General features: G+C 70.1%; 20 protein-coding genes and 1 pseudogene. 11 read left to right on the top strand and 10 right to left on the bottom strand.

Translation table 11 applies throughout. The features are described from left to right. Positions 1-49: 49 nt before the first annotated feature. The 5 genes and pseudogenes from gcvT to C6N31_RS43825 form a co-directional block, all read left to right on the top strand. Positions 50-1,180 carry a glycine cleavage system aminomethyltransferase GcvT gene (gene gcvT, locus C6N31_RS15410; RefSeq protein ID WP_138354914.1) on the top strand — a complete coding sequence of 377 codons (1,131 nt, stop codon included), beginning with the start codon at positions 50-52 and terminating at the stop codon, positions 1,178-1,180. 53 nt (positions 1,181-1,233) lie between these two features. Continuing rightward, a complete protein-coding gene (gcvH, locus tag C6N31_RS15405) occupies positions 1,234-1,611 on the top strand; it encodes a glycine cleavage system protein GcvH (protein WP_138354913.1) in 378 nt (125 codons plus the stop codon). Positions 1,612-1,679: 68 nt separating this feature from the next. Next, on the top strand, positions 1,680-2,948 hold the full coding sequence (glyA, locus tag C6N31_RS15400) for a serine hydroxymethyltransferase (protein ID WP_138354912.1): 1,269 nt from the start codon (positions 1,680-1,682) through the stop codon (positions 2,946-2,948). Positions 2,949-3,085: 137 nt separating this feature from the next. Next, positions 3,086-4,453, top strand: a complete 1,368-nt coding sequence (locus tag C6N31_RS15395) for an L-serine ammonia-lyase (protein ID WP_138354911.1) — start codon at positions 3,086-3,088, stop codon at positions 4,451-4,453. A gap of 47 nt (positions 4,454-4,500) precedes the next feature. After that, positions 4,501-4,677: pseudogene (locus C6N31_RS43825) on the top strand (PIN domain-containing protein); the annotation flags it as partial. 35 nt (positions 4,678-4,712) lie between these two features. On the opposite strand, the gene C6N31_RS15390 reads toward C6N31_RS43825, so the two are convergent. The 5 genes from C6N31_RS15390 to C6N31_RS15370 form a co-directional block, all read right to left on the bottom strand. Continuing rightward, the gene (locus C6N31_RS15390) at positions 4,713-5,918 is read right to left on the bottom strand and encodes a multidrug effflux MFS transporter (RefSeq protein WP_138354905.1); all 1,206 of its coding nucleotides are present in this window, start codon (positions 5,916-5,918) and stop codon (positions 4,713-4,715) included. Positions 5,919-6,014: 96 nt separating this feature from the next. Next, positions 6,015-7,106, bottom strand: coding sequence for a 3-methyl-L-tyrosine peroxygenase-related protein (locus C6N31_RS15385; RefSeq protein ID WP_138354904.1), 1,092 nt, complete (start codon positions 7,104-7,106; stop codon positions 6,015-6,017). Between the two features lie 60 nt (positions 7,107-7,166). Beyond that, positions 7,167-8,513, bottom strand: coding sequence for an aldehyde dehydrogenase family protein (locus C6N31_RS15380; protein ID WP_198357689.1), 1,347 nt, complete (start codon positions 8,511-8,513; stop codon positions 7,167-7,169). A 1-nt stretch (position 8,514) separates the two neighbouring features. Next, positions 8,515-8,982 carry a hypothetical protein gene (locus C6N31_RS15375; protein WP_198357688.1) on the bottom strand — a complete coding sequence of 156 codons (468 nt, stop codon included), beginning with the start codon at positions 8,980-8,982 and terminating at the stop codon, positions 8,515-8,517. A 35-nt stretch (positions 8,983-9,017) separates the two neighbouring features. Beyond that, on the bottom strand, positions 9,018-9,683 hold the full coding sequence (locus C6N31_RS15370; protein ID WP_269770774.1) for a cyclase family protein: 666 nt from the start codon (positions 9,681-9,683) through the stop codon (positions 9,018-9,020). Between the two features lie 271 nt (positions 9,684-9,954). Between C6N31_RS15370 and aroF the strand changes: the two genes are divergently transcribed. Genes aroF through C6N31_RS15350 form a run of 4 tightly spaced genes read left to right on the top strand, consistent with a single transcriptional unit; the run spans position 9,955 to position 14,948 of the window. After that, complete coding sequence (gene aroF, locus C6N31_RS15365; RefSeq protein WP_164296632.1) at positions 9,955-11,010, top strand: 3-deoxy-7-phosphoheptulonate synthase; 1,056 nt, start codon at positions 9,955-9,957, stop codon at positions 11,008-11,010. Positions 11,011-11,035: 25 nt separating this feature from the next. Continuing rightward, positions 11,036-12,133: an AMP-binding protein gene (locus C6N31_RS15360; protein ID WP_138354900.1), complete on the top strand. Its 1,098-nt coding sequence runs from the start codon at positions 11,036-11,038 to the stop codon at positions 12,131-12,133. Positions 12,134-12,135: 2 nt separating this feature from the next. Then, positions 12,136-13,635, top strand: coding sequence for an isochorismate synthase (locus C6N31_RS15355; protein WP_198357687.1), 1,500 nt, complete (start codon positions 12,136-12,138; stop codon positions 13,633-13,635). A 53-nt stretch (positions 13,636-13,688) separates the two neighbouring features. After that, on the top strand, positions 13,689-14,948 hold the full coding sequence (locus tag C6N31_RS15350; protein ID WP_164296628.1) for an ATP-grasp domain-containing protein: 1,260 nt from the start codon (positions 13,689-13,691) through the stop codon (positions 14,946-14,948). Positions 14,949-15,027: 79 nt separating this feature from the next. On the opposite strand, the gene C6N31_RS15345 is transcribed toward C6N31_RS15350, so the two are convergent. Continuing rightward, positions 15,028-15,240, bottom strand: a complete 213-nt coding sequence (locus C6N31_RS15345; RefSeq protein ID WP_198357686.1) for an EF-hand domain-containing protein — start codon at positions 15,238-15,240, stop codon at positions 15,028-15,030. A 106-nt stretch (positions 15,241-15,346) separates the two neighbouring features. Between C6N31_RS15345 and C6N31_RS15340 the strand changes: the two genes are divergently transcribed. After that, positions 15,347-15,991: a TetR/AcrR family transcriptional regulator gene (locus C6N31_RS15340; protein WP_198357685.1), complete on the top strand. Its 645-nt coding sequence runs from the start codon at positions 15,347-15,349 to the stop codon at positions 15,989-15,991. A gap of 3 nt (positions 15,992-15,994) precedes the next feature. Then, positions 15,995-16,474 (top strand): acyl-CoA thioesterase, encoded by a 480-nt coding sequence (locus tag C6N31_RS15335; protein WP_138354895.1) that lies wholly within the window; start codon positions 15,995-15,997, stop codon positions 16,472-16,474. A 304-nt stretch (positions 16,475-16,778) separates the two neighbouring features. Here C6N31_RS15335 and C6N31_RS15330 read toward each other — a convergent pair whose 3' ends face one another. The 4 genes from C6N31_RS15330 to C6N31_RS15315 all read right to left on the bottom strand — a co-directional run bounded on the left by C6N31_RS15330 (position 16,779) and on the right by C6N31_RS15315 (position 21,301). Next, entirely contained in the window at positions 16,779-17,273 is a 495-nt protein-coding gene (locus C6N31_RS15330) for an ATP-binding protein (protein WP_138354894.1), read from the bottom strand. A gap of 319 nt (positions 17,274-17,592) precedes the next feature. Beyond that, positions 17,593-18,360: an enoyl-CoA hydratase/isomerase family protein gene (locus C6N31_RS15325; protein ID WP_138354893.1), complete on the bottom strand. Its 768-nt coding sequence runs from the start codon at positions 18,358-18,360 to the stop codon at positions 17,593-17,595. 79 nt (positions 18,361-18,439) lie between these two features. Next, complete coding sequence (locus tag C6N31_RS15320) at positions 18,440-19,714, bottom strand: L,D-transpeptidase (protein WP_381586251.1); 1,275 nt, start codon at positions 19,712-19,714, stop codon at positions 18,440-18,442. Positions 19,715-20,032: 318 nt separating this feature from the next. Further along, on the bottom strand, positions 20,033-21,301 hold the full coding sequence (locus C6N31_RS15315) for a L,D-transpeptidase (protein WP_138354892.1): 1,269 nt from the start codon (positions 21,299-21,301) through the stop codon (positions 20,033-20,035). Between the last annotated feature and the right edge of the window lie 179 nt (positions 21,302-21,480).

Below are 21,480 nucleotides of genomic sequence, written 5' to 3'. Positions count from 1 at the left end.
TTGTCATTGCCATGAGAGTCTCGCCACGCCTGCACCGGGAGCCCGACTGATGAGCCAGCCGCCCACCGACGCCCCGCGCCGTACCGCGCTCGACGCCCTGCATCGTGCGCTCGGCGCGACGATGACCGACTTCGCCGGCTGGGACATGCCGCTGCGCTACGCCAGCGAGCGCGACGAGCACACCGCCGTCCGCACGCGCGCCGGGCTGTTCGACCTCTCGCACATGGGCGAGATCACCGTCACCGGTCCCGAGGCGGGCGAAGCGCTGGACTACGCGCTCGTCGGCCACATCTCGGCCCTCGCGGTCGGCCGGGCCCGCTACACGATGATCTGCGCCGAGGACGGCGGGATCGTGGACGACCTGATCGTCTACCGCCTCGGCGAGGACGAGTACATGGTCGTCGCGAACGCCGGCAACGCCCAGGTCGTCCTGGACGCCGTCACCGAGCGCGCCGCGGCGTTCGACGCCACGGTCCGCGACGACCGCGACGCGTACGCGCTGATCGCCGTCCAGGGCCCCGAGTCCCCCGGCATCATGAAGGGCCTGACCGACGCCGACCTGGACGGGCTCAAGTACTACGCGGGCCTGCCCGGCACCGTCGCGGGCGTCCCCGCGCTGATCGCCCGTACCGGCTACACCGGCGAGGACGGCTTCGAGCTCTTCGTGGCGCCCGAGCACGCCGAGGCGCTGTGGAAGGCGATCACCGAGGCGGGTGCCGGCGTCGGCCTCATCCCGTGCGGCCTGTCCTGCCGCGACACGCTGCGCCTGGAGGCCGGCATGCCGCTCTACGGGCATGAGCTGACCACCGCCACCACGCCGTTCGACGCCGGGCTCGGCCGTGTCGTGAAGTTCGACAAGCCGGGCGACTTCGTCGGGCGCACCGCGCTCACCGCCGCCGCCGAGCGGGCCGCCGCGCAGCCGCCGCGCAAGCTGGTCGGCCTGGTCGCCGAGGGCCGCCGGGTCCCGCGCGCCGGGTTCGCGGTCACCGCCGCCGGCGGCGCCGTGATCGGCGAGGTCACCTCCGGTGCGCCCTCCCCGACCCTCGGACAGCCGATCGCCATCGCCTACGTCGACGCGGCCCACGCCACGCCCGGCACCGAGGGCGTGGCCGTCGACATCCGTGGCGCTCAAGAGCCGCACAAGGTGGTTGCGCTGCCCTTCTACAAGCGCCAGCGCTGACCGACCCGCCCACCCCTGCGCGAGCACCCCTTCACATCCGGGAGAATTCCGTTATGAGCAACCCCCAGCAGCTGCGCTACAGCAAGGAGCACGAGTGGCTCTCCGCCTCTGAGGCCGGAGTGTCCGCCGTGGGCATCACCTCACACGCCGCCGACGCGCTCGGCGACGTCGTCTTCGTCCAGCTCCCGGAGGTCGGAGCCGTCGTCACCGCCGGCGAGACCTGCGGCGAACTGGAGTCGACCAAGTCGGTCAGCGACCTGTACTCCCCGGTAACCGGCGAGGTCACGGACGTCAACCAGGACGTCGTCGACGATCCCTCCCTCGTCAACTCGGCCCCCTTCGAGGGCGGCTGGCTGTTCAAGGTGAAGACGACGGAGGAGCCCTCGGACCTGCTCTCCGCCGAGGAGTACTCCGCCTTCACCGGCGGCTGATCCCTCCCGGACCTCGATCCGGGCCCCCGGGTCCGGAGCTCGAAACCGACCTCGACCAGGAAGATCCCATGTCGCTCCTGAACAGCTCCCTTCATGAGTTCGACCCGGACGTCGCCGCCGCCGTCGACGCCGAGCTGCACCGTCAGCAGTCCACCCTCGAAATGATCGCGTCGGAGAACTTCGCGCCGGTCGCCGTCCTGGAGGCCCAGGGCTCGGTCCTCACCAACAAGTACGCCGAGGGCTACCCCGGCCGCCGCTACTACGGCGGCTGCGAGCACGTCGACGTCATCGAGACGCTCGCCATCGAGCGGGTCAAGGCGCTGTTCGGCGCCGAGGCCGCGAACGTGCAGCCGCACTCCGGCGCCCAGGCCAACGCCGCCGCGATGTTCGCCCTGATCAAGCCGGGCGACACCATCCTCGGCCTGGATCTGGCGCACGGTGGGCACCTCACCCACGGCATGAAGATCAACTTCTCCGGCAAGCTCTACAAGGTCGCGGCCTACCACGTCGACGAGAAGACCAGCCTCGTGGACATGGAGGAGGTCGAGCGCCTCGCCAGGGAGCACCGTCCGCAGCTGATCATCGCGGGCTGGTCGGCCTACCCCCGCCAGCTCGACTTCGCCGAGTTCCGCCGGATCGCGGACGAGGTCGGCGCCCTCCTGATGGTCGACATGGCCCACTTCGCGGGCCTCGTCGCGGCCGGGCTGCACCCCTCGCCCGTGCCGTACGCGGACGTGGTCACCACCACGACCCACAAGACCCTGGGCGGCCCGCGCGGTGGCGTGATCCTCTCCAAGGCCGAGTACGCCAAGAAGATCAACTCCGCGGTCTTCCCCGGCCAGCAGGGCGGCCCGCTGGAGCACGTGATCGCGGCCAAGGCGGTGGCCTTCAAGGCCGCGGCCACCGACGAGTTCAAGGACCGCCAGGTCCGTACCCTCGAAGGCGCCAAGATCCTCGCCGACCGGCTGGTCCAGCCGGACCTGACCGAGGTCGGCGTCTCGGTGCTGTCCGGCGGCACCGACGTGCACCTGGTCCTGGTCGACCTGCGCAGCAGCGAGCTCGACGGGCAGCAGGCCGAGGACCGGCTCCACCAGGTCGGCATCACGGTCAACCGCAACGCCATCCCGAACGACCCGCGTCCCCCGATGGTCACCTCGGGGCTGCGGATCGGCACCCCGGCGCTGGCCACCCGCGGCTTCGGCACCGAGGACTTCACCGAGGTCGCCGACATCATCGCCGAGGTCCTGAAGCCGGACTTCGACGAGGACCTGGCCAAGAGCCTGTCCGCCCGCGTCTCCGCACTGGCGGCGAAGCACCCGCTGTACCCCGGACTGTAATCGGACCGTCGTACGCGTCAGGTCGGGGCACCGCGCACACTGGAAGGTGAGCCGGTGCCCCGCACCATGCCTCCCGCACCACCTGTCCCGCGCACCACCCGGCAGACAACGGCGTCTGCGCAACCAAGGAGTTTCTCGTGGCCATCTCGGTCTTCGACCTGTTCTCGATCGGTATCGGCCCGTCCAGCTCGCACACCGTCGGACCCATGCGTGCCGCCGGGATCTTCGCCCACCGGCTCAAGAACGAGGGCCTGCTCGCCCACACCGCCGCCGTCCGCGCCGAGCTCTTCGGCTCGCTGGGCGCCACCGGCCACGGCCACGGCACCCCGAAGGCGGTCCTGCTGGGCCTGGAGGGCCACTCGCCCCGCACGGTCGACGTCGAGACCGCCGACGCCGAGGTGGAGCGGATCCGCACCAGCGGCCGCCTCAACCTGCTCGGCGCCCACGAGATCCCCTTCGACGCCTCGTCCCAGCTGATCCTGCACCGCCGCCGCTCGCTGCCGTACCACGCCAACGGCATGACGCTCTTCGCCTACGACGCGGACGCCGCGCCCCTCCTGGAGAAGACGTACTACTCGGTCGGCGGCGGCTTCGTCGTCGACGAGGACGCGGTCGGCCAGGACCGGATCAAGCTCGACGACACCGTGCTGCGCCACCCCTTCCGCACCGGCGACGAACTGCTGCGGCTCTCCCGCGACACCGGCCTGTCGATCGCCGCCCTGATGCTGGAGAACGAGAAGGCCTGGCGCAGCGAGGCCGAGATCCGTACCGGGCTGCTGGAGATCTGGGGCGTCATGCAGGCGTGCGTCTCGCGCGGCATGTCCCGCGAGGGCATACTCCCCGGCGGCCTCAAGGTCCGCCGCCGCGCCGCCAATTCGGCCCGCCAGCTGCGCGCCGAGGGCAACCCGGCCGCTCTCGCGATGGAGTGGGTCACCCTCTACGCGATGGCCGTGAACGAGGAGAACGCCGCGGGCGGCCGCGTCGTCACCGCGCCCACCAACGGCGCGGCCGGCATCATCCCGGCCGTTCTGCACTACTACATGAACTTCGTGCCCGGCGCGGACGAGGAGGGCGTCGTCCGCTTCCTGCTCGCCGCCGGCGCGATCGGCATGCTCTTCAAGGAGAACGCCTCCATCTCCGGCGCCGAGGTCGGCTGCCAGGGCGAGGTCGGCTCCGCCTGCTCGATGGCGGCCGGCGCCCTCGCCGAGGTGCTGGGCGGCTCCCCCGAGCAGGTCGAGAACGCGGCCGAGATCGGCATGGAGCACAACCTCGGCCTCACCTGCGACCCGGTCGGCGGCCTCGTCCAGATCCCGTGCATCGAGCGCAACGGCATGGCCGCGGTGAAGGCCATCACGGCCGCCAAAATGGCCATGCGCGGCGACGGCCGGCACCACGTGTCTCTCGACAAGGTCATCAAGACCATGAAGGAGACCGGCGCCGACATGAAGGTCAAGTACAAGGAGACCGCCCGCGGCGGCCTCGCGGTCAACGTCATCGAGTGCTGACCCGCTCACACTCCGTATCGGACGAAAAGTACATGCGTTAGCGCACGGCGCAAGCCGTCCAACGGCGCTACGCCGACCTGGACCTGGACCTCGCGGACGCGGTGAACGTGGCTCTGGCCGCCGAGTACCGCAGCGATGCCGTACTCACCCTGGACCGCCGTGATTTCCGCGCAGTGCGGCCCTTGACTCCGCACCACGCGTTCCGCTTGTTGCCGGACGATCTCTGGCAACGGTCGGCGAGGCTCACCGGGCCAGGGGTTCAGGCCGTCACCGGCGGCCGCGGGGTCAGCCGGAAGGCGGCGAGGGCGGACAGGCTCAGGCCGGCGATGACCAGGGCCATCGGGACCGAGGTGTCGGAACCGCCGAGGCCGGCCATCGGGGCGGCGAGGCCGCCGAGGGCGAACTGGGCCAGGCCCATGAGGGCGGAGGCGGTGCCCGCCATCCGCGGGGGGCGGCCGGACAGTGCGAGGGCCATCGAGTTCGGCAGGATGAGCCCGATCGGCGCGACCACCAGGAAGAGGCCGGGCAGCAGCGTCCAGAGCCCGGCCGCCAGAGAGCTCACCACGGTCAGACTGCCGACGGCGGCGACGGTCAGACCGATGCCGAGCAGCCGGCGGGAGCCGTGCCGGTCCAGCAGCCGGGCGCCGACGCGGCCGGCGATGACGATGCCCGCGCCGTTCGCCGCGAAGATGCCGGCGAACGCCAGCTGGGGCAGGTCGTAGACCTCCTGGATCACGAACGGCGATCCGGAGATGTACGTGAACATCGCGGCGAAGGCCAGCCCGCCGGTGAGCATGTAGCCGGCGAAGGCCCGGTCGGCGGCCAGCTTGCCGAACGTCACGAGCACGGCCTTGGGCCCGTCGCCGCGCCGGTCCTCCGGTGCCAGCGTCTCGGGCATGCCGCGGTACACGACGACGACCAGCACCGCGCCGAGCCCGGTGATGACGGCGAACAGCCCGCGCCAGGGCATGATCTGGAGCAGCGCCCCGCCGGCCAGGGGCGCCACGATCGGCGCGAGCGCGCTGACCTGGACGAGGCTGGCGAAGAAGCGGGCCGCCGCGGCCCCTTCGTTGCGGTCCCGGACCACGGCGCGGGCGATCACGATCGCGGTGCCGCCCGAGGCGCCCTGGAGCAGCCGGAACGCGATCAGGAACCAGACGTTCGGCGCGATGACGCACAGCAGCGACGCCACGGTGTAGCCGATGACGCCGCCGAGCAGCAGCCGGCGCCGTCCCAGCAGGTCGCTGGCGGGGCCTGCCACCGCCTGGCCGAGCGCGAGCCCGACGAGGCAGGCGGTGAGGGTGAGCTGGATCAGGGATGCGCCGCCGCCGAGGTCCCTGCCGAGCTCGGGCAGCGCGGGGAGGTACATGTCGATCGACAGCGGGCCGAGCGCGGACAGCCCGGCCAGGGTCGCCACGAGAGTGAACGGAGGTGCCTCGGCACGGACTTGTGCGGTCTTCGTCACGCTGTTCCCTTCCGGGGGGACGGGGGGGCGGGCGGTCCGGCCGGGATCGTCGGTGAGGACGACCCCGGCCGGACCGCCCGGTCAACTCTGCGTCGTTCAGGCCCCGATGAGGGTCACCGGGTCACCGAACCTCATCAGGTCGCGGTACAGCTCCGCCCGGGAGTGCCGCATGGTGCGCAGCACGCCGACCGCGCTCTCGGCCGACGCCTCGCCCTGGACGATCGAGCGGTCGTCACCGACCAGACCGGCCGTCACGCTGATGTGCCGCTCGATGTCCTGCAGATCGGCCTCGAGCAACGCGTCGCGGGCGAGCGCCAGTTCGGGGTCGGTCGCCGCCAGTTCGGCGAAGGGTTGCGCGGAGACCTTGACGAGGTTCCGCATGGCTTTGCGGAACGCCTTGTGCTCGGGCTGCGTCCGGCCGGTGAGTGCCACCGGCACGGCCGGCGGTTGCATGGTCGGGCGGACCTTCGCGTCGTAGCACGGAGCCGACATGTCCCCGGAGTGGATCATGGCCGCGGTGAAGCCGCGGACATAGGCGATCGCCTCCTGGAGGGCGTCGAAGGCCGCGTCGCGGTCCCCGTCCACCAGCCCGGCGGCCGCCCGGGAGACGGCCTCGGCCGCCGCGAGGTTGAGCACGAAGTAGAAGTGGTGGGTGATGACCCACCGCGTCAGCTCGTCGTTGCCCGGAACGTACGGGCTCCGGCCCCCCGTGGGGGTCCCGCCGGAGGGCGCCGCGGCGTCGCGCGGCGCCAGGCCCTCCAGGATCTTGGCCATGGCGTGGACCTCGTAGGCCTGATCGTTCAGATCCAGCCGCGCGTCGCGCAGATCGCGGAGCGTCCGCGCGATGATCGTCGTCACTTCCGAGACGAGCCGGGCGTCGTCGACCGGCGCCGTGCGGACCCCGAAGTACTCGTGGTTGGGAACGATCGGCTTCAGCGCCGCGGCGTCCATGGGGACGACCATGGCCTCGACGGCGAGCCGGTCGGTCTCCTCGACCGCCGCGTCCATCGCCTTGCGGACCGCGTCGCCGGCTCCCGCCGGGTTCAGCAGTTCGCCGTGCAGACGCATCAGCGCGTCGGTGGCCGTGGTCAGGGCGGTACCGACCGGTGCGGCCGGGCTGGTGCGGCCGCGCACCACGTTGTTCTCGGGAAGGACGACGATCGGGATGTCGGGACAGGCAGCAGACATGTCCATCACCTCACTATCTTCTGAATGACCTGGGAGCGGTCGGTCGGGGCACCGCTGGTTTCACGACCCGGCGAAACCACGGGCCTCCTTGAGGAACTGCCCGATGTACCCGTCGTGCGGCAGATACGGATCCCGGTACCAGCCCGGGACCCTGCCGTGCAGGACCGTGCGGATGCCGGGGGTGTCCAGGGCTTCGTCGACGAGCGCCGCGTTGTCGGTGAGGAGGGTCAGGGCCAGGGAGTCGTCCAGCGGGCCGATGCCCTCCGACGGCTGCCAGGGCGCCACCCATACGCAGGGGAACGGCAGTTCCGTGCCGAGCCCCGGGTGGTCGGACCGGTCCACGCACATCACCGCGGGCCGCAGGGCCGCGGCGTCCTCGTCGACGACGGTCACCGGACCGCCGTCCGCCTCGTAGTACCGCTCCGTCAGATCGACGGCGCCCTGTGCCGCCCGGTCGAGGGCCGCCCGCAGGCCCGCCGCCTCCTTGCGGGGACGGACGGGAAGGACGGCCCCCTCGTCGGTGACCGGAAGGGCCGGCAGCGAGGCCAGTCTTTCGGCCAACGCCTCGGCCAGGGCACGGTGGTCGCCCGAGGTGAGGACCGCGGTGGTGTTGGTGCACCGCACCCCGCCGTCCGCGGAGATCTCGGCGACGAGATGGTCCAGGACCGCCTCGTCGACCGGACCGTCCACGAGGATCTTGCTCCGGCCGGGACCGCGGACCAGCACCCGGTCGTTGCCGCGCAGCCGGGCCACCGTGGCCTCGCTGCCGTAGACCAGGGCCAGATCGGCCGCGTCCACGAGAGCGTCGGCGGCGGCGTGCGACCCGGGCAGCAGGCTGATCCAGCCGGGATCGAGACCTGCCTCCAGCAACGCCCGGACCAGGCGCAGCGGGGTGACGGGGTCACGGGTGCCAGGGCGCACCACGACCCGGTACCCCAGCGCCACGGCCTGGAGCCAGGCTCCGTGGGTGGCCGGGTGGTTGCTGGGGGCCACGACACCGAAGACGGAACCGCGGCGCACCCAGCGGGCGGTGCGGCCTGCGCCGACCGGGGACTGCCGCGCGACGACGTCGCCGAGCAGCCCGCAGTCGTTCTGCATCCGGCCGAGGGTCTGGCGGGCCACGCTGATGGGCACACCGGAGACGAGTGCCTGGATACGGCAGTACTCCTCCGGGGTCTGTCCGCCCAGGGTGGCCCCGGCGAACCGGCGGCCCGCGTCGGCGAGCACCGCGAGGCGCTCGTCCGACGTCATCCGCGGTGCTTCGCGCATGCGTTTGACGGTGAGCCTGGTCACCAGGGCGGGTGCTTCATGGACGGTGGCAAGGGGAGCGCCGTTCACGCCGTGCAGCACACGCGTGTCGCGGGAGCTCCGCTCCTCCCCGTCGCGGAGCACGGGTATGGACAACACGTCAGACCAACTCCTCGGGTACCGGCCGGGAAAGGGGACGCGAGAAGAAATCACCCTCGGTGACGATATCGGGAACGGCGTTCAGCGCCCGCAACGATCTTGCGCTGCAAACCTGCACAATGCGTAACGGCGGGCCGGCGGAACCGGCCACCGGAGCGCACTTGTGGAACTGGCTTTCGCGCGGTAGTTCCTGGTGCACCCGGGTGCACCCGGCAATGCGAACTTCAGCACCGCGCGCGGACGCGCGTATAGCCCGCGCCGGCAGCAGTTCCGGCCGCAGACACGAGCCTGTCCGAAAACCCGGTTTTCGCTGGATCGTGTTTGGCTTGATGACGACACGGTCGCCTCTGCCGGTGTCCGGTAATGGATCACCGAGCAGATCCAGCGCCGCTTCGAGGCCTTCGTCGATGGCGGCGGCTGTTTGGTTCCCGGCTTCTTTCAGAGAAACGGCTGTCTGATTTCCAGCCATGTGGACCCCCTTGTGTGAGTGTTCCGCCGAGGGGGTCAGACCGGCCATCCGTCGAACACCACGGCGCGGGCCGGGGCGGCTTCCACGCCGGAAATCTTGATGGGAAGCGCCATCAGTTGGGCGACCTGGTTGTCGATCTGGTCGAGGTTCTGGATGTTCTCCAGGATCGGGATGTTGGCGGCCAGCAGCCGCCGGTGCACCTGCCCGCTGCGGTCGTCCGGCCGCTCCGTGATGCAGTCCATGCCGACGAGCCGGACGTCGTTGTCGACCATCCAGTCCGCCGAGGACAGGGTGAGATAGGGCGGCTTGTCCCAGTAGTCCTCGCGCCCCAGGTACCGGTTCGGGTGGTCGGTACGGATCAGCAGACGGTCCCCGGCCTGCCATACGTCGCGGACCGCCTTCTCCAGTTCGTCGCCGGTGACGGGGTCGAGGTCACGGTGGCCGGAAAGGTCCGCGATGACCACCCGGCCGACGAAGGTCTCCAGCGGGACCTCGTCGATTTTCGCGCCGTCCTCGTAGAAGTGGAATCCGGATTCCACATGGGTTCCGTTGTGCGGGAAAATCTGCAGATCCGAGAAGGTCCGGCCGCCGCCGGCCGGGTCGGTCTCCGGGGTCATCGCCTTGCGTATACCAAACTTCGGATACCACGAGGCGTTATAGGAAGGCATTCCCTCGTACCAACCCTGGCTGATATCGACCATCTTCATGTCGTACCCCCGCTGTTCATGTTGTTCGGTTTCGGCCAACGAAACATCTTTCGGCCAACGGCATCCGCCCTGCCTGAGGACGGCACGGCGATGACAGCACAGGAAGAATACGCTTGGCAATCCCTTCACTTCTGGGTTACTGTCCGGAAGAAGATCTTTCCGGGGGGACGAGTCTCAGTGAAAAGCGATGCCACGACCACGACTGGGTGGCACTCCCCCTGAGCTCCATCGGAGCACTCCCGACAGTCCCTTGGAAGGCACTCCCATGATTGTGGTAATGAGTCCGCAGGCTGCCCGCGAACAAGTTGAATCCGTAAATGAATTACTTCGGGGCAGTGGCCTGATTCCGATATCCAGCACTGTGGCGGGCGTCACAGTGCTCATCACAGAAGGAACCGACGGGCCTGATCTGGCAACGGTTCTGGAGAAGGCGCCCGGCGTCGACCGGGTGGTCGTGGTGTCCGGATCGCAGCGGTTGACCAGCCGGGTGTTCCGTCCCGAGGACACCCAGGTGACGCTCGGCTCCGCCGGCGGAGCGGTGTTCGGCGGCACCGGATTCGCCGTCATCGCCGGTCCCTGCGCGGTCGAGAGCCCGGCGCAGATGAACGCCGTGGTGGACTCGGTAGTCGCGAGCGGCGCCGTCATGCTGCGCGGCGGCGCGTTCAAGCCCCGGACCTCCCCGTACAGCTTCCAGGGGCTGGGACTCGCGGGGCTGACCCTCCTCGCCGAGCAGCGGAAGCGGACCGGCCTGCCGGTCGTCACCGAGGTCGTGACCCCGGGAGACGTGGAATCCGTCGCCGAGGAGAGCGACATGCTCCAGATCGGTGCGCGCAACATGCAGAACTTCGAGCTGCTGCGCGAGGCGGGAGCCTCCGGCCGGCCCGTCCTCCTCAAGCGCGGGATGTCCGCCACCATCGAGGAGTGGCTGCTCGCGGCCGAGTACGTGCTGCACATGGGGAACAGCGACGTCGTCCTGTGCGAGCGCGGTATCCGCAGCTTCGAGCGCGGCACCCGGTTCACCCTGGACCTCAGTGCGGTGGCCGAGGCCAAGCGGCTCACCCATCTGCCGGTGATCGTCGACCCGAGCCACAGCACGGGCAAGCCGCACCTCGTCGCGCCGATGTCCCTGGCGGCGGCCGCGTGCGGCGCCGACGGACTAATCGTCGATGTCCACACGGACGCCTCGAACGCGATGTGCGACGGCGCCCAGGCCCTCAGCGGTGAGCAGTTCGGCACCCTCATGGGCCGGCTCAAGCCGGTCGTGGAGGCCGTGGGGCGCACCCTGTCGCCGGCCCTCACCCACTCCCTCGCCCGGGTCTGATCCCCACCTTCCTTGGAGACACCGCATGTCCGAGCACATCGTCGACCCGTTAACCGCCGATCTCGCGCCTGAGGACTTCATCCACGCCGCGATGCAGTGGCACTTCTCCCCCGCCACCGGCTCGCCGTACTGGGTGAAGCGCGCGGCCGAGCTGGACTTCAATCCGCTCACCGACGTCCACACCTGGGACGACCTCGACCTCTTCCCGGACGTCAGCGACGAGTGGAAGGACGTCCCGGTCGACGCGCTGGTCCCCGCCGGGATCGGCAGGGAGGGCTGGGACTTCCAGGTCTTCGACAGCGGGGGCACCACGGGACGGCCCAAACGCATCGTGGAATCGCGGTCGCGCCGCAACGGTGTCCACTGGGTGAGCGAGGTGCTCGCCGATCACAAGGTCCCGGGCGAGGGCGAGGGCCACTGGCTGCATCTCGGCCCCACCGGACCGCACATCGTCGGCCGTTCCATCGGGCTGCTGGCGCAAATGCGCGGCACGTTCTGCCACTACATCGACTTCGACCCGCGCTGGGTCAAGAACAGCGTCAAGCAGGGCAGGACCGATGAGGCCGCCCGCTATGTGAAGCACATCCTGGCGCAGGCCCAGGACATCCTCTCCACCCAGCCCGTCTCCGTCCTCTTCGCCACCCCGCCGGTGCTCGAAGCGCTGGCCGCCGACGAGAAGCTGCTGGATCTGGTGCAGCGGAAGGTGCGCGGCATCATCTGGGCCGGCACCAGCGTGAGCCCCGAGACGCTCCGGGTCTTCGAGGACGAGCTCTTCCCCGATGCCGCCGTGGTCGGCCTGTACGGCAACACCATGATGGGCATCGCCCCGCAGCGCCCGCGGGACGGCGAACGGGACGACGAACGCTGTGTCTTCATCCCCTTCCACCCGTTCAGCCGGGTCAAGGTGGTGGACCCCGAGAACACCGGCACCTCCGTGGCCCACGGCGAGCGCGGGCAGGCGAAGATCAGCCTCGTCTCCCGGGACCTGCTGCTGCCCTGGACGCTGGAGCGCGACTCCGTACTGCGCATCGCACCCACCGCGAAGTACCCCCAGGACGGGCTGGCCGACATCAGGCCGCTCACCGTGGCCGGCGGCCAGACCGCTGTCGAAGGGGTGTACTAGGCATGACCTCCGCTGCCGCACCAGTGGTCACCCGTGAACGACCCGTCGCGTTGCTCGACCGCGCCGACCGGGACAGCCTCCTCGCCACCTGCCGGCGCGCCCTCGACCAGGCCCGCCGCAGCCAGCGTCTGGTCCTCGTCAGCTGGGCCAAACCGCTCACCCTCGCCGACCCCGTCGCCATCTGGAGCCGTGCCCGTCGCGGTACGCCGCGTTCGTTCCTGTGGCAGTCGGCATGGGACCGCGGATCCGTCGTCGCGATCGGATCGGCGCGCGATCTGCGGGGACGGGGCGAGAACCGTGTCGCGTCCGTCCGCGACGGATGGCAGGCGCTGACCCGGGACCTCGTCACCGGCGGAACGGCGGTCGCCGAACTGCCCACGGGCGAAGGCCCGCTGGCCATCGGCGGTTTCGCCTTCAGCCCCGAGAACGCCCCGGAGAAGGGACGCCTTCCGGACGCCCTGATGTGGGTGCCCGCCCTGCAGATCCGTGGCACGGTGCCCGACCAGGCCGCCGCCGACCGGCCCGGCCCGGCCGAACTGCGCCTGAACGCCGTTCTGTTGCACGACAGCGACCCCGAGCAGGTGGCCAACGGCCTGCTCCACCTCGCCGACCTCTGCCTTCCGCCCGAAGCCGCCGCCGAAGCCCGGAAACTGGCGTACGCGGACGAACGGACGCACACCAGCGCCGAGTTGCCCGACGCCGACCACTGGAAGGGCCTGGTCCGCCGCGCGACCGGCCGGATCCGGGACGGCGACTTCGAGAAGGTGGTGCTGGCGCGCGAGCTGCGGGTCACAGCTTCCAGCCCGTTCGACGTGCCGACCGCGGTGAACCGGCTGCGCAGCGCCTATCCCGGCACCACCGTCTTCGCGGTGGACCACGAGGAGTACACCTTCCTCGGCGCGACCCCCGAATACCTCGTACGGGTCAACCGCCGGGCGGTGCACGCGCTGGGACTGGCCGGTACGGCGCCCCGCGGGCTCACCCCGGAACAGGACGCGGCTCTCGCCCTCGAACTGGCCGGCAGCGCCAAGATCCAGCACGAGCACGACGTCGTGGTGCAGATGCTCCGCGACGCGCTGCGGGACTCGTGCGTCAATGTCGCCTCCGACGCGGAGCCGAGCGTGGTCAAGCTCGCCAACGTCCAGCATCTGTCCACGAAGGTCCGCGGCGAGCTGGCCGCGGACTCCACCGCGGGAATCCTGGACTTCGTCGACCGTCTCCACCCGACCCCGGCCCTCGGCGGCCACCCCCGCAAGGAGTCGCTGAGCTGGCTCTCCGACAACGAGGGGCTGGACCGGAGCTGGTACGCGGGAGTGGTCGGCTGGGCCGACGGCTCCGGGCAGGGCCAGTTCGCGGTCACCATCCGGTCCGCCCTGGTCGACGGCCCCTCCGCCTCGCTGTACGCCGGCTGCGGCATCGTGGCCGACTCCGATCCCGAGGCGGAGTACGCGGAGTCCTGCGCGAAGCTGCGCCCGATGATGTCCGCCCTGGGAATCGAGTGACCAGCCCGCGTCGCCCCGTCCGTCCTGCCGGATCGCCCATTGGTGAGGTAAGAATGACCGTCAAGCCCGCCGCTCCCCGCGTGGTCGTCATCGTCGACGCGTATTCGAGCGCACGATCCCTTGCCCCGCTCTTCCAGGCGCGCGGCTATGAATGCGTCCACGTCCAGAGCACCCCGGCGATTCCGATGGTGTACGAGAAGAGCTTCCGGGCCTCGGACTTCACCGCCAACATCGTGCACGCGGGGGATGTCGCCGCGACGGTCGCGGCCCTCGCCGCGCACGCGCCGGTCAGTCTGCTGGCGGGCATCGAGAGCGGGGTCGAGGTCGCGGACGTGCTCAGCGAGGCGCTCGGCCTGCGGACGAACGGCACGGCGCTGAGCCCGTCCCGCCGGGACAAGTTCCGCATGATGGAGACGGTCAAGGAGGCCGGGGTGCCGGGCACCGGCCAGATCCTGGCCACCGACCTCGACACGCTGCTCGCCTGGCACAGCGAGGCCGAAGGCCGGGTCGTGCTGAAGCCGTTGAAGAGCGCGGGAAGCGACGGCATCTTCTTCTGCGACGACGCGGACCAGGTGCGCGCCGCGTTCGAGGCGCTGCTCGGCTCCGAGAGCGCGCTGGAGCTGCACAACCACGCGGTGCTGGCGCAGGAGTACCTGGTCGGCAGCGAGTACATCGTGAACACCGTGAGCCTGGACGGGAAGCACCACGTCACGGACATCTGGAAGATGCACCACCTCGGCGCCAACGGGGTGCACGACATGGCGGCCGGCGCCCAGCTGATGCCCCGTCATGGCGTGGAGCAGGACGCGCTGGTCGAGTACAACTGCCTGGTCCTGGACGCCCTGGGGGTGCGCAACGGTCCCGCGCACACCGAGCTCAAGCTGACGCCGCAGGGCCCGCGGCTGGTCGAGAGCGCCGCCCGGATCTGCGGTGCGGACGTGCATGTGCCGGCCAAGGGCGCGATCGGCGAGAGCCAGCTGGACTGGACCGTGGACGCGTACGTCGACCCCGAGCGCTTCCTGGAGCGCTGGGAAGCCGGATATGAACTCGCCCGGCACGCCGGGATCGTCAACATGGTCTCGCCGGCGGCCGGCAAGCTCGTCGGCTATCCGAAGATGGCCGAGCTCCGCGGGCTGGAGAGCTTCCACGACATCACGCTGAACGTGCACCCCGGCGACGAGATCCACCGCTCGATCGACGACTGGACGTACCCGATGCGCGTGTACCTCGTGCACGAGACCGAGAGCGTCGTCATGCACAACATCCTGTCGGCGCGGTACATGGACGGTGAAGGCTTCTACGACATCGTCTGAGCGAGACCCGCCCTCGCGGCAGGAACAGGAACGAGTGGGGCCCGGCACCGGTCATGGTGCCGGGCCCCACTTCTGTGCGTCAGCCCTGCAGCTTGGCCCAGAACTCGTCCCACGAGAGCTGCCCGTCACCGTCGGTGTCGTCGGCGTTGATCACGGCCTGGGCGACCGACTCGGTGGTGTGGAAGTCCCCGAGCTCGGCCATGACCTTCTTGTACTCGGCCGCGGTGATCTGACCGTCCTTGTCGAGGTCATACCGGCCGAATGCCCTCTTCGCTGCCTCGATGTCCGCCACGTGACCCGCCCCTTCTCTGTGCCTGATGGTCGGGCTCAGATTATCGGGGTTTCCGGGCCCAACAATAAGTGCGACCGGTCGGTCGTCTTTCTGTTACGGTGAGGCCATGGCAGACAGCGAGCGGCCCGACGGCAGACGCGTACGCGGAGAGCGCACGCGGCAAGCCGTGCTGGACACGGCCGTGGCGCTCGCCTCGGTGGACGGACTGGACGGACTCTCGCTGGCACGGCTGTCCGGAGCGCTCGGGGTGAGCAAGTCCGGACTGTTCACACACTGGCGGGACAAGGAGCAGCTCCAGCTCGACGTGATCGACCGGGCCCGCAAGCAGTGGGGCGCGCTCGTGATGCGGCCGGCGCAGGACGCACCGGCCGGCGTGCGGCGGCTGCTCGCGCTGCACGAGGCACGGCTGGCCTTCTACGCCGAGGACGTACTGCCCGGCGGCTGCTTCTTCGCCGCGGTGCAGACGGAGTTCGACGACCGGCCGGGCGCGGTGCGCGACCGCGTCGCGCAGTCGATCGTCGACTGGGTGCGGCACATCCAGGACCTCGTCGAGGAGGCGATCGCCCTCGGCGAGCTGCGGGCGGACGTGGACGCCGCGCAGCTGACGTTCGAGATCGACGCGCTCGGCGAGGCCGTCGTCACCCGCTCCCGGCTCATGGACCGGGCCACCGTCCTCGCCCAGGCGCACCGGGCCGTCCTGGAACGGCTCAGATCCTGCTGCACCGACCCTTCGATCCTCCCGGAGAGCTGAGACATGACGACCACCGCCCAGCCACCGGCCACCCAAGAGGCACCGGCCGCACAGATCTTCCCCGTCCAGATCCACTTCGACGATCTCGACGCCCTGGGAATGGTCCACAACGCCCGCTACGCCCTGTTCGTCGAGCGCGCGATCACCGCCTACTGGGTCGACCGGGGCTGGTCGTACACCGCCGACCGCACCGAGTACGACGACACCTTCCTCGCGGTGCGCGAGTTCCGCATCGAGTACCTGGCGCCGATCCTGGGCGCGGGCGACGGGGCCGTGCACATCTGGATCGAGCACCTGGGCCGCACCAGCATCGTCTACGGCTTCCACGTGCTGTCCGCCGACCACCAGGTGGTGCACGCGTCGGGACGCCGCGCCCAGGTCAAGCTGGACCCGGCCACCCTGCGCCCCAGCCCGCTGAGCGACGAGCTGCGCGCGGCGGCGGCTCCCTTGATGGGCGCGCGGCCCATACGCTCCACTGCATAGCGAATCGTTCGAATGCAAGATCGATACACTGCTTATCCGCTATTTACAAGGCAAGTGGCGCAGTTCACTCCCTTATACGCAAGTGATTGATGAAGAATATTAGCTAATGTCCGATATGTGGGTTTGCCTGCTCCGTACCCCCTGTGTCAGAGTCGGTGCCAACGGCCCCCACTGACCCGGGCTGAGCCGTTCCCAAGGCGCCGCGGACCACACCCCCCTTGCTCCGCGGCGGTACGAAGAGGCCCTCCCTGTGTCGCACTGCGACACCGGAGGGCTTCTTCGCGTTGTGGCGGAGAACGGGCGCTCAGCGGTCCAGGACGCGCAGTTCGAACCACGTCGTCTTGCCGCGTGGCTGGAGGTCGACGCCCCAGCGGTCGGAGAGCTTGTCGACGAGGAAGAGGCCGCGGCCGCTGATGTCGAGCTCGCGGACCGGCAGCAGACAGGGCAGCGCCCGCGAGGGATCGCGGACCTCGACGCGGATCCAGCCGCGGCGGTGCAGCATCCGGATCCCGAAGGTGCGGGCGCCGGTGTGCCGGACGGCGTTGCCGACGAGTTCCGAGACCAGTAACTCGACGGTGTCGGAGAGCTGCGGAAGCGACCACCGGCGCAGCACCGAGACGGAGAGCCGGCGCGCGGTCGAGGCGGATTCGGGGCGCGAGGTCAGCCGGACCTCTTCCACCGACGGATCCCCGACCAGATCGAGGGCTTTGGCAGCGGCCTCGTCGGCGGCCGCCGACGGCCACGCCGCAGCGGCGATGCTCACCCGCTGCGGTTGCTCGGATGCTCCCCGGCCCGCCATGCGTTCATCATGGCCGCACAGGAGGCGGTTCGGGGTGGATCCGGGGGAATTGGCCGACCGGAATGAGGGGTTCCATAAGCGTGTTCAGGCATATGCCATGGACAATGATCGCCCTCGAGAAGCCGTGATGACCTGCAGTGATGAGTCGTTGACGATCAGCTACAGGCTACTGAGGGCAGGGATTCTTTAAGGTTCGCTTAAGACTGCGTTAAGGTCGGCCCACCCGGTCGGCCCAACGTCAACAGGCCCTCGAAAGAGGGGTGATGGGCCGGCCGAGGGTCCACGGCGGACCCTCGGCCGACCCGTCGGCACGACAGGACTAACGGAACTTCGCCTTGCCCGGTCCGTCCTCGACGAAGCTGCGCATGCCCGTCTCGCGGTCGGCCGTCGCGAACAGACCGGCGAACAGGGTGCGTTCGATGGTCAGCCCGGTCTCCAGGTCGGTCTCCAGACCGCCGTCGATCGCTTCCTTGGCCGCGCGCAGCGCGTACGCCGGGCCGCGGGCGAGGCGTTCCGCCCAGGCGCGCGCCTCGGCGTAGACCTGCTCGGCGGGCACGACCTTGTCGACCAGGCCGATGGCCAGCGCCTCCTCGGCCTTCACCATCCGGCCGGTGAAGATCAGGTCCTTGGCCCGGGAGGGACCCACCAGGCGGCTCAGCCGCTGGGTGCCGCCGGCGCCCGGGATCAGACCGAGCAGGATCTCCGGCTGGCCCAGCTTGGCGTTCTCCGCCGCGACGCGGATGTCGGCGCAGAGCGCCAGTTCGCAGCCGCCGCCCAGCGCGTAGCCGGTGATCGCGGCGACCACCGGCTTGGGGATGCGGGCGACCGCGGTGAACGACTCCTGGAGGGCGCGCGAGCGGTCGACCATGCCCTCGTAGGACATGGCCTGCATCTCCTTGATGTCCGCGCCGGCGGCGAACACCTTCTCCCCGCCCCAGACGATCACGGCGCGTACGTCGTCGCGCCGCCCCGCCTCCTCCGCGACCACCTTCAGCCGGTCCTGGGTGGCGATGTCCAGTGCGTTCATCGGCGGGCGGTCGATGCGGATCGTGCCGACGCCTTCGGCGACTTCGAGGCTCACAGTCATGGTCCGGAGACTACTTCGCCGGGCGGGCCCGAAGAACAGGCCCGCCCGGCGACGGAGGTCACATCGACTGGTCAGCGGGTCAGCTGGTCCACTCGCTCCAGGAGAGGTTCCAGCCGTTGAGGCCGTTGTACCACTGCACCGTCTTGTCCTTGGAGTTGATCACCTGGACGACGTCGCCCACGATCGACTGGTTGTAGAACCAGGCGGCCGGGGTGGACGGGTCACCGGCACCGCGGGTGTCGGACAGCCCCACACAGCCGTGGCTGGTGTTGGAGTTGCCGAAGATCGACTTGGCCGCCCAGTAGTTGCCGTGGATGAAGGTGCCCGAGTTGGTCAGGCGGATGGCGTGCGGTACGTCCTTGATGTCGTACTCGCCGCCGAAGCCGACCGTGTCGCCGTTCATCCGGGTCACGTCGTACTTCTCGGTCATCACCATCTTGCCGTTGTACGTGGTGTGCGCCGGGGCGCCCGAGCTGATCGGAATGGTGCGGATCACCGAGCCGTTACGGCTGACCGTCATGGTGTGCTTCGCGGCGTCGACCACGCTGACCTGGCTGCGGCCGATGGTGAACTTCACGTCCTTGGACTGCTTGCCATAGACGCCGGGGGCGCCTTCGACGCCGTCCAGCCGCAGGCTCAGCGTCACCTTGGTGCCCGCCGCCCAGTACTGCTCGGGGCGCAGGTCCAGACGCTGGTTGCCGTACCAGTGGCCCTTGACGGGGACGGACGGAGAAGCGGTGACCTGGACGGCCGCCTCGACGGCCTTCTTGTTGGTGATCGCCCGGTTGAAGTTGAGCGAGACCTCCATGCCGACGCCGACGGTCTGGCCGTCCTCCGGCGTGTAGAAGCCGACGAAGGAATCCTTCGGCGTGATCGTGGTGAACACCGCGTGCTTGGCGGACTCACGGCCGTCGGCGTCCTTGGCGATCGCGTCCACCGTGTACTTGGTGGAGGTGCCCAGGTGCTCGTCCGGCGCCCAGCTGGCACCGTCCGCGGCTGTCTCGCCCTTGACCGACGTGCCCTTGTCGTCCTTGACGATGACCGAGGTGAGCTTGCCGCTCGCGGCCGTCACCTTCAACGCGCCACTGGTGGCCACGTTGTTCGCGCCGTCCTTCGGCGTGATGGTGACCACCGCCGCCGAGGCCTTGGTGTCGGCGCTCGTGCCGGCCTGCGCACCGGCCGGCTTGTTACCACCGGCACCGCCGGTGCTGCCGGTGTTCGTGCCGCCGCCACCGCATGCGGTGGTCATCAACAGCAGCGCCCCCAGCGCCAGTGCCAGCAACGTCTGCCTGGCGCCCGGCGCCGCCTGTATCGGCTTCAACTTTCTGCTCCCCTCACACGGCCGCCCGCCCACGCGTCCGGAATGCCCAGCTACGGCACCCCTGGTAGCGATTCTGCCCGGCCGATCCGACCCTGACCCCCCTGTGCGTGGCCGCTGCAGAGCCGCTGGGGCTTCTGCGCGTAATACCGCTCACGCAAACGACAGATAATCACACGCAAGGTAGGCCCGGTGACACGGGAATGTCACCATTCCGTCCCAGTGTGCTGTGAACGCGCCACGAGGCAGGATCCGGCCCCGGAACCGCTTCCGGAACGGACTCCGGGCCCGGCCCCCACCCGGTGGTCGACCGGGGGCGGACCGGGCCCGGAAGGGACCGCGGGGAGCGCCGCGTCAGGGGTTGGAGCCGGATTCCGGGGACGCGGCGGAGTCGAGGGACGCGGCGGAACCCGCGCGCCACTCCTGCCAGCTGAGGTTCCAGCCGCCCATGCCGTTGTCCGCCGCGACCGTGCGGTCGTGGGAGTTGATCACCTCGACGGTGTCGCCGACGAGCGAGTGCTCGAAGAGCCAGCCCGCCGGCGTCGTCGAGCGGCCGCCCTTCACATCGGCGAGCCCGACACAGCCGTGGCTGGTGTTGGTGACGCCGAAGGTCCCGGGCGCGGCCCAGTAGTTGCCGTGCAGGAACGTCCCGGAGCGGGTGAGGCGCATGGCGTGCGGAACATCCGGAATGTCGTACTCCCCACCGAAACCGACCGTCTGGCCGTTCATCCGGGTGAGGGCGAACTTCTCGGCGATCACCATCGTGCCCTGGTACGTGGGGTGCCCCGGGCTGCCGGCCGAGATCGGCAGCGTCTTGAACAACTGGCCCTCGCGCCGCACGGTCATGGTGTGCGCGTCCGCGTCGACGGTGCTGGTCTGGTCGCGGCCGATGGTGAACCGGACGTCCTTGGACTGGGTGCCGTACATGCCGTCGGCGCCCTCGACATCCTTGAGCCGCAGCGACATGGTCACCTCGGTGCCGGCCCGCCAGTGCTTCCTGGGGCGCAGGTCGAGGCGCCGGCTGCCGAACCAGTGCGGGGCCACGTCCACCGCGGGCTTCGCGTGGACGGTGATCGCCCGCTCGACCGCCGCACGGTCGGTGACCGGCCGGTTGAAGTTGATGGTGATGATCATGCCGGTACCGACGGTGGATCCGGCCTCGGGTGTGTAGAAGCCGATGAACTTGTGCTTGGGCACCAGCGTCGTGAACACGGCGTGCTTGGCGGCCCGGCGGCCCTGGCCGTCCACCGCGTAGGCGTCCACCGTGTACTGGGTGGAGAGCGCCAGCTTGCCCGTGGGCAGCCAGCCGCTGTGGTCCGCGGCGAGGGTGCCGGGGACCGGTACGCCCTCGGCGTCGGCCACCTTGACCTGCGTCAACTCGCCCTTCTCCACTCCGACCCGCAGCTGCCCGTCGGGCAGCACATCGTGCGCCGCGTCGTCCGGCGTGATGCTGATGACCGCTTCCGACACCTGCGGGACGACGTCCCTCGGGGCGGCGTCGTCGCTCCTGCTGCCGACGTCGCCACCGCCTCCCGCCCCGCATCCGGCGAGGAGCCCGCCGAGTACTACCGCTCCTACCAGTCCCGCCCCGGCGCGCAGGGCGCGCCTCACCACATTCGTCACGCAGGGTCAACGAGAGCGGCACCCCCGGGGAAACGTGTCACCGCCCATGTGTACGGGAACAGCAGGGCAACAGGGACGACACCGATCACACGGGTGACTGCACGCGTCCGGAGGGGAAGGAATGGTAGGAGGAGACGGCACCGACCCGGCACGGGACGCCGGGAAGGGCCGCGCCCGGC

Source organism: Streptomyces fildesensis (assembly GCF_016107395.1).
Taxonomy (GTDB): Bacteria; Actinomycetota; Actinomycetes; order Streptomycetales; family Streptomycetaceae; genus Actinacidiphila; species Actinacidiphila fildesensis.
This window is presented reverse-complemented; position numbering and strand designations above follow the sequence as displayed.

Coding starts and splice junctions, on each gene's coding strand:
- glyA (WP_138354912.1), top strand. CDS start 1,680: ATGTCGCTCCTGAACAGCTCCCTTCATGAGTTCGACCCGGACGTCGCC.
- aroF (WP_164296632.1), top strand. CDS start 9,955: ATGATTGTGGTAATGAGTCCGCAGGCTGCCCGCGAACAAGTTGAATCC.
- gcvT (WP_138354914.1), top strand. CDS start 50: ATGAGCCAGCCGCCCACCGACGCCCCGCGCCGTACCGCGCTCGACGCC.
- C6N31_RS15350 (WP_164296628.1), top strand. CDS start 13,689: ATGACCGTCAAGCCCGCCGCTCCCCGCGTGGTCGTCATCGTCGACGCG.
- gcvH (WP_138354913.1), top strand. CDS start 1,234: ATGAGCAACCCCCAGCAGCTGCGCTACAGCAAGGAGCACGAGTGGCTC.
- C6N31_RS15355 (WP_198357687.1), top strand. CDS start 12,136: ATGACCTCCGCTGCCGCACCAGTGGTCACCCGTGAACGACCCGTCGCG.
- C6N31_RS15325 (WP_138354893.1), bottom strand. CDS start 18,360: ATGACTGTGAGCCTCGAAGTCGCCGAAGGCGTCGGCACGATCCGCATC.
- C6N31_RS15330 (WP_138354894.1), bottom strand. CDS start 17,273: ATGGCGGGCCGGGGAGCATCCGAGCAACCGCAGCGGGTGAGCATCGCC.
- C6N31_RS15340 (WP_198357685.1), top strand. CDS start 15,347: ATGGCAGACAGCGAGCGGCCCGACGGCAGACGCGTACGCGGAGAGCGC.
- C6N31_RS15375 (WP_198357688.1), bottom strand. CDS start 8,982: ATGGCTGGAAATCAGACAGCCGTTTCTCTGAAAGAAGCCGGGAACCAA.
- C6N31_RS15335 (WP_138354895.1), top strand. CDS start 15,995: ATGACGACCACCGCCCAGCCACCGGCCACCCAAGAGGCACCGGCCGCA.
- C6N31_RS15370 (WP_269770774.1), bottom strand. CDS start 9,683: ATGGTCGATATCAGCCAGGGTTGGTACGAGGGAATGCCTTCCTATAAC.
- C6N31_RS15385 (WP_138354904.1), bottom strand. CDS start 7,106: ATGTCTGCTGCCTGTCCCGACATCCCGATCGTCGTCCTTCCCGAGAAC.
- C6N31_RS15360 (WP_138354900.1), top strand. CDS start 11,036: ATGTCCGAGCACATCGTCGACCCGTTAACCGCCGATCTCGCGCCTGAG.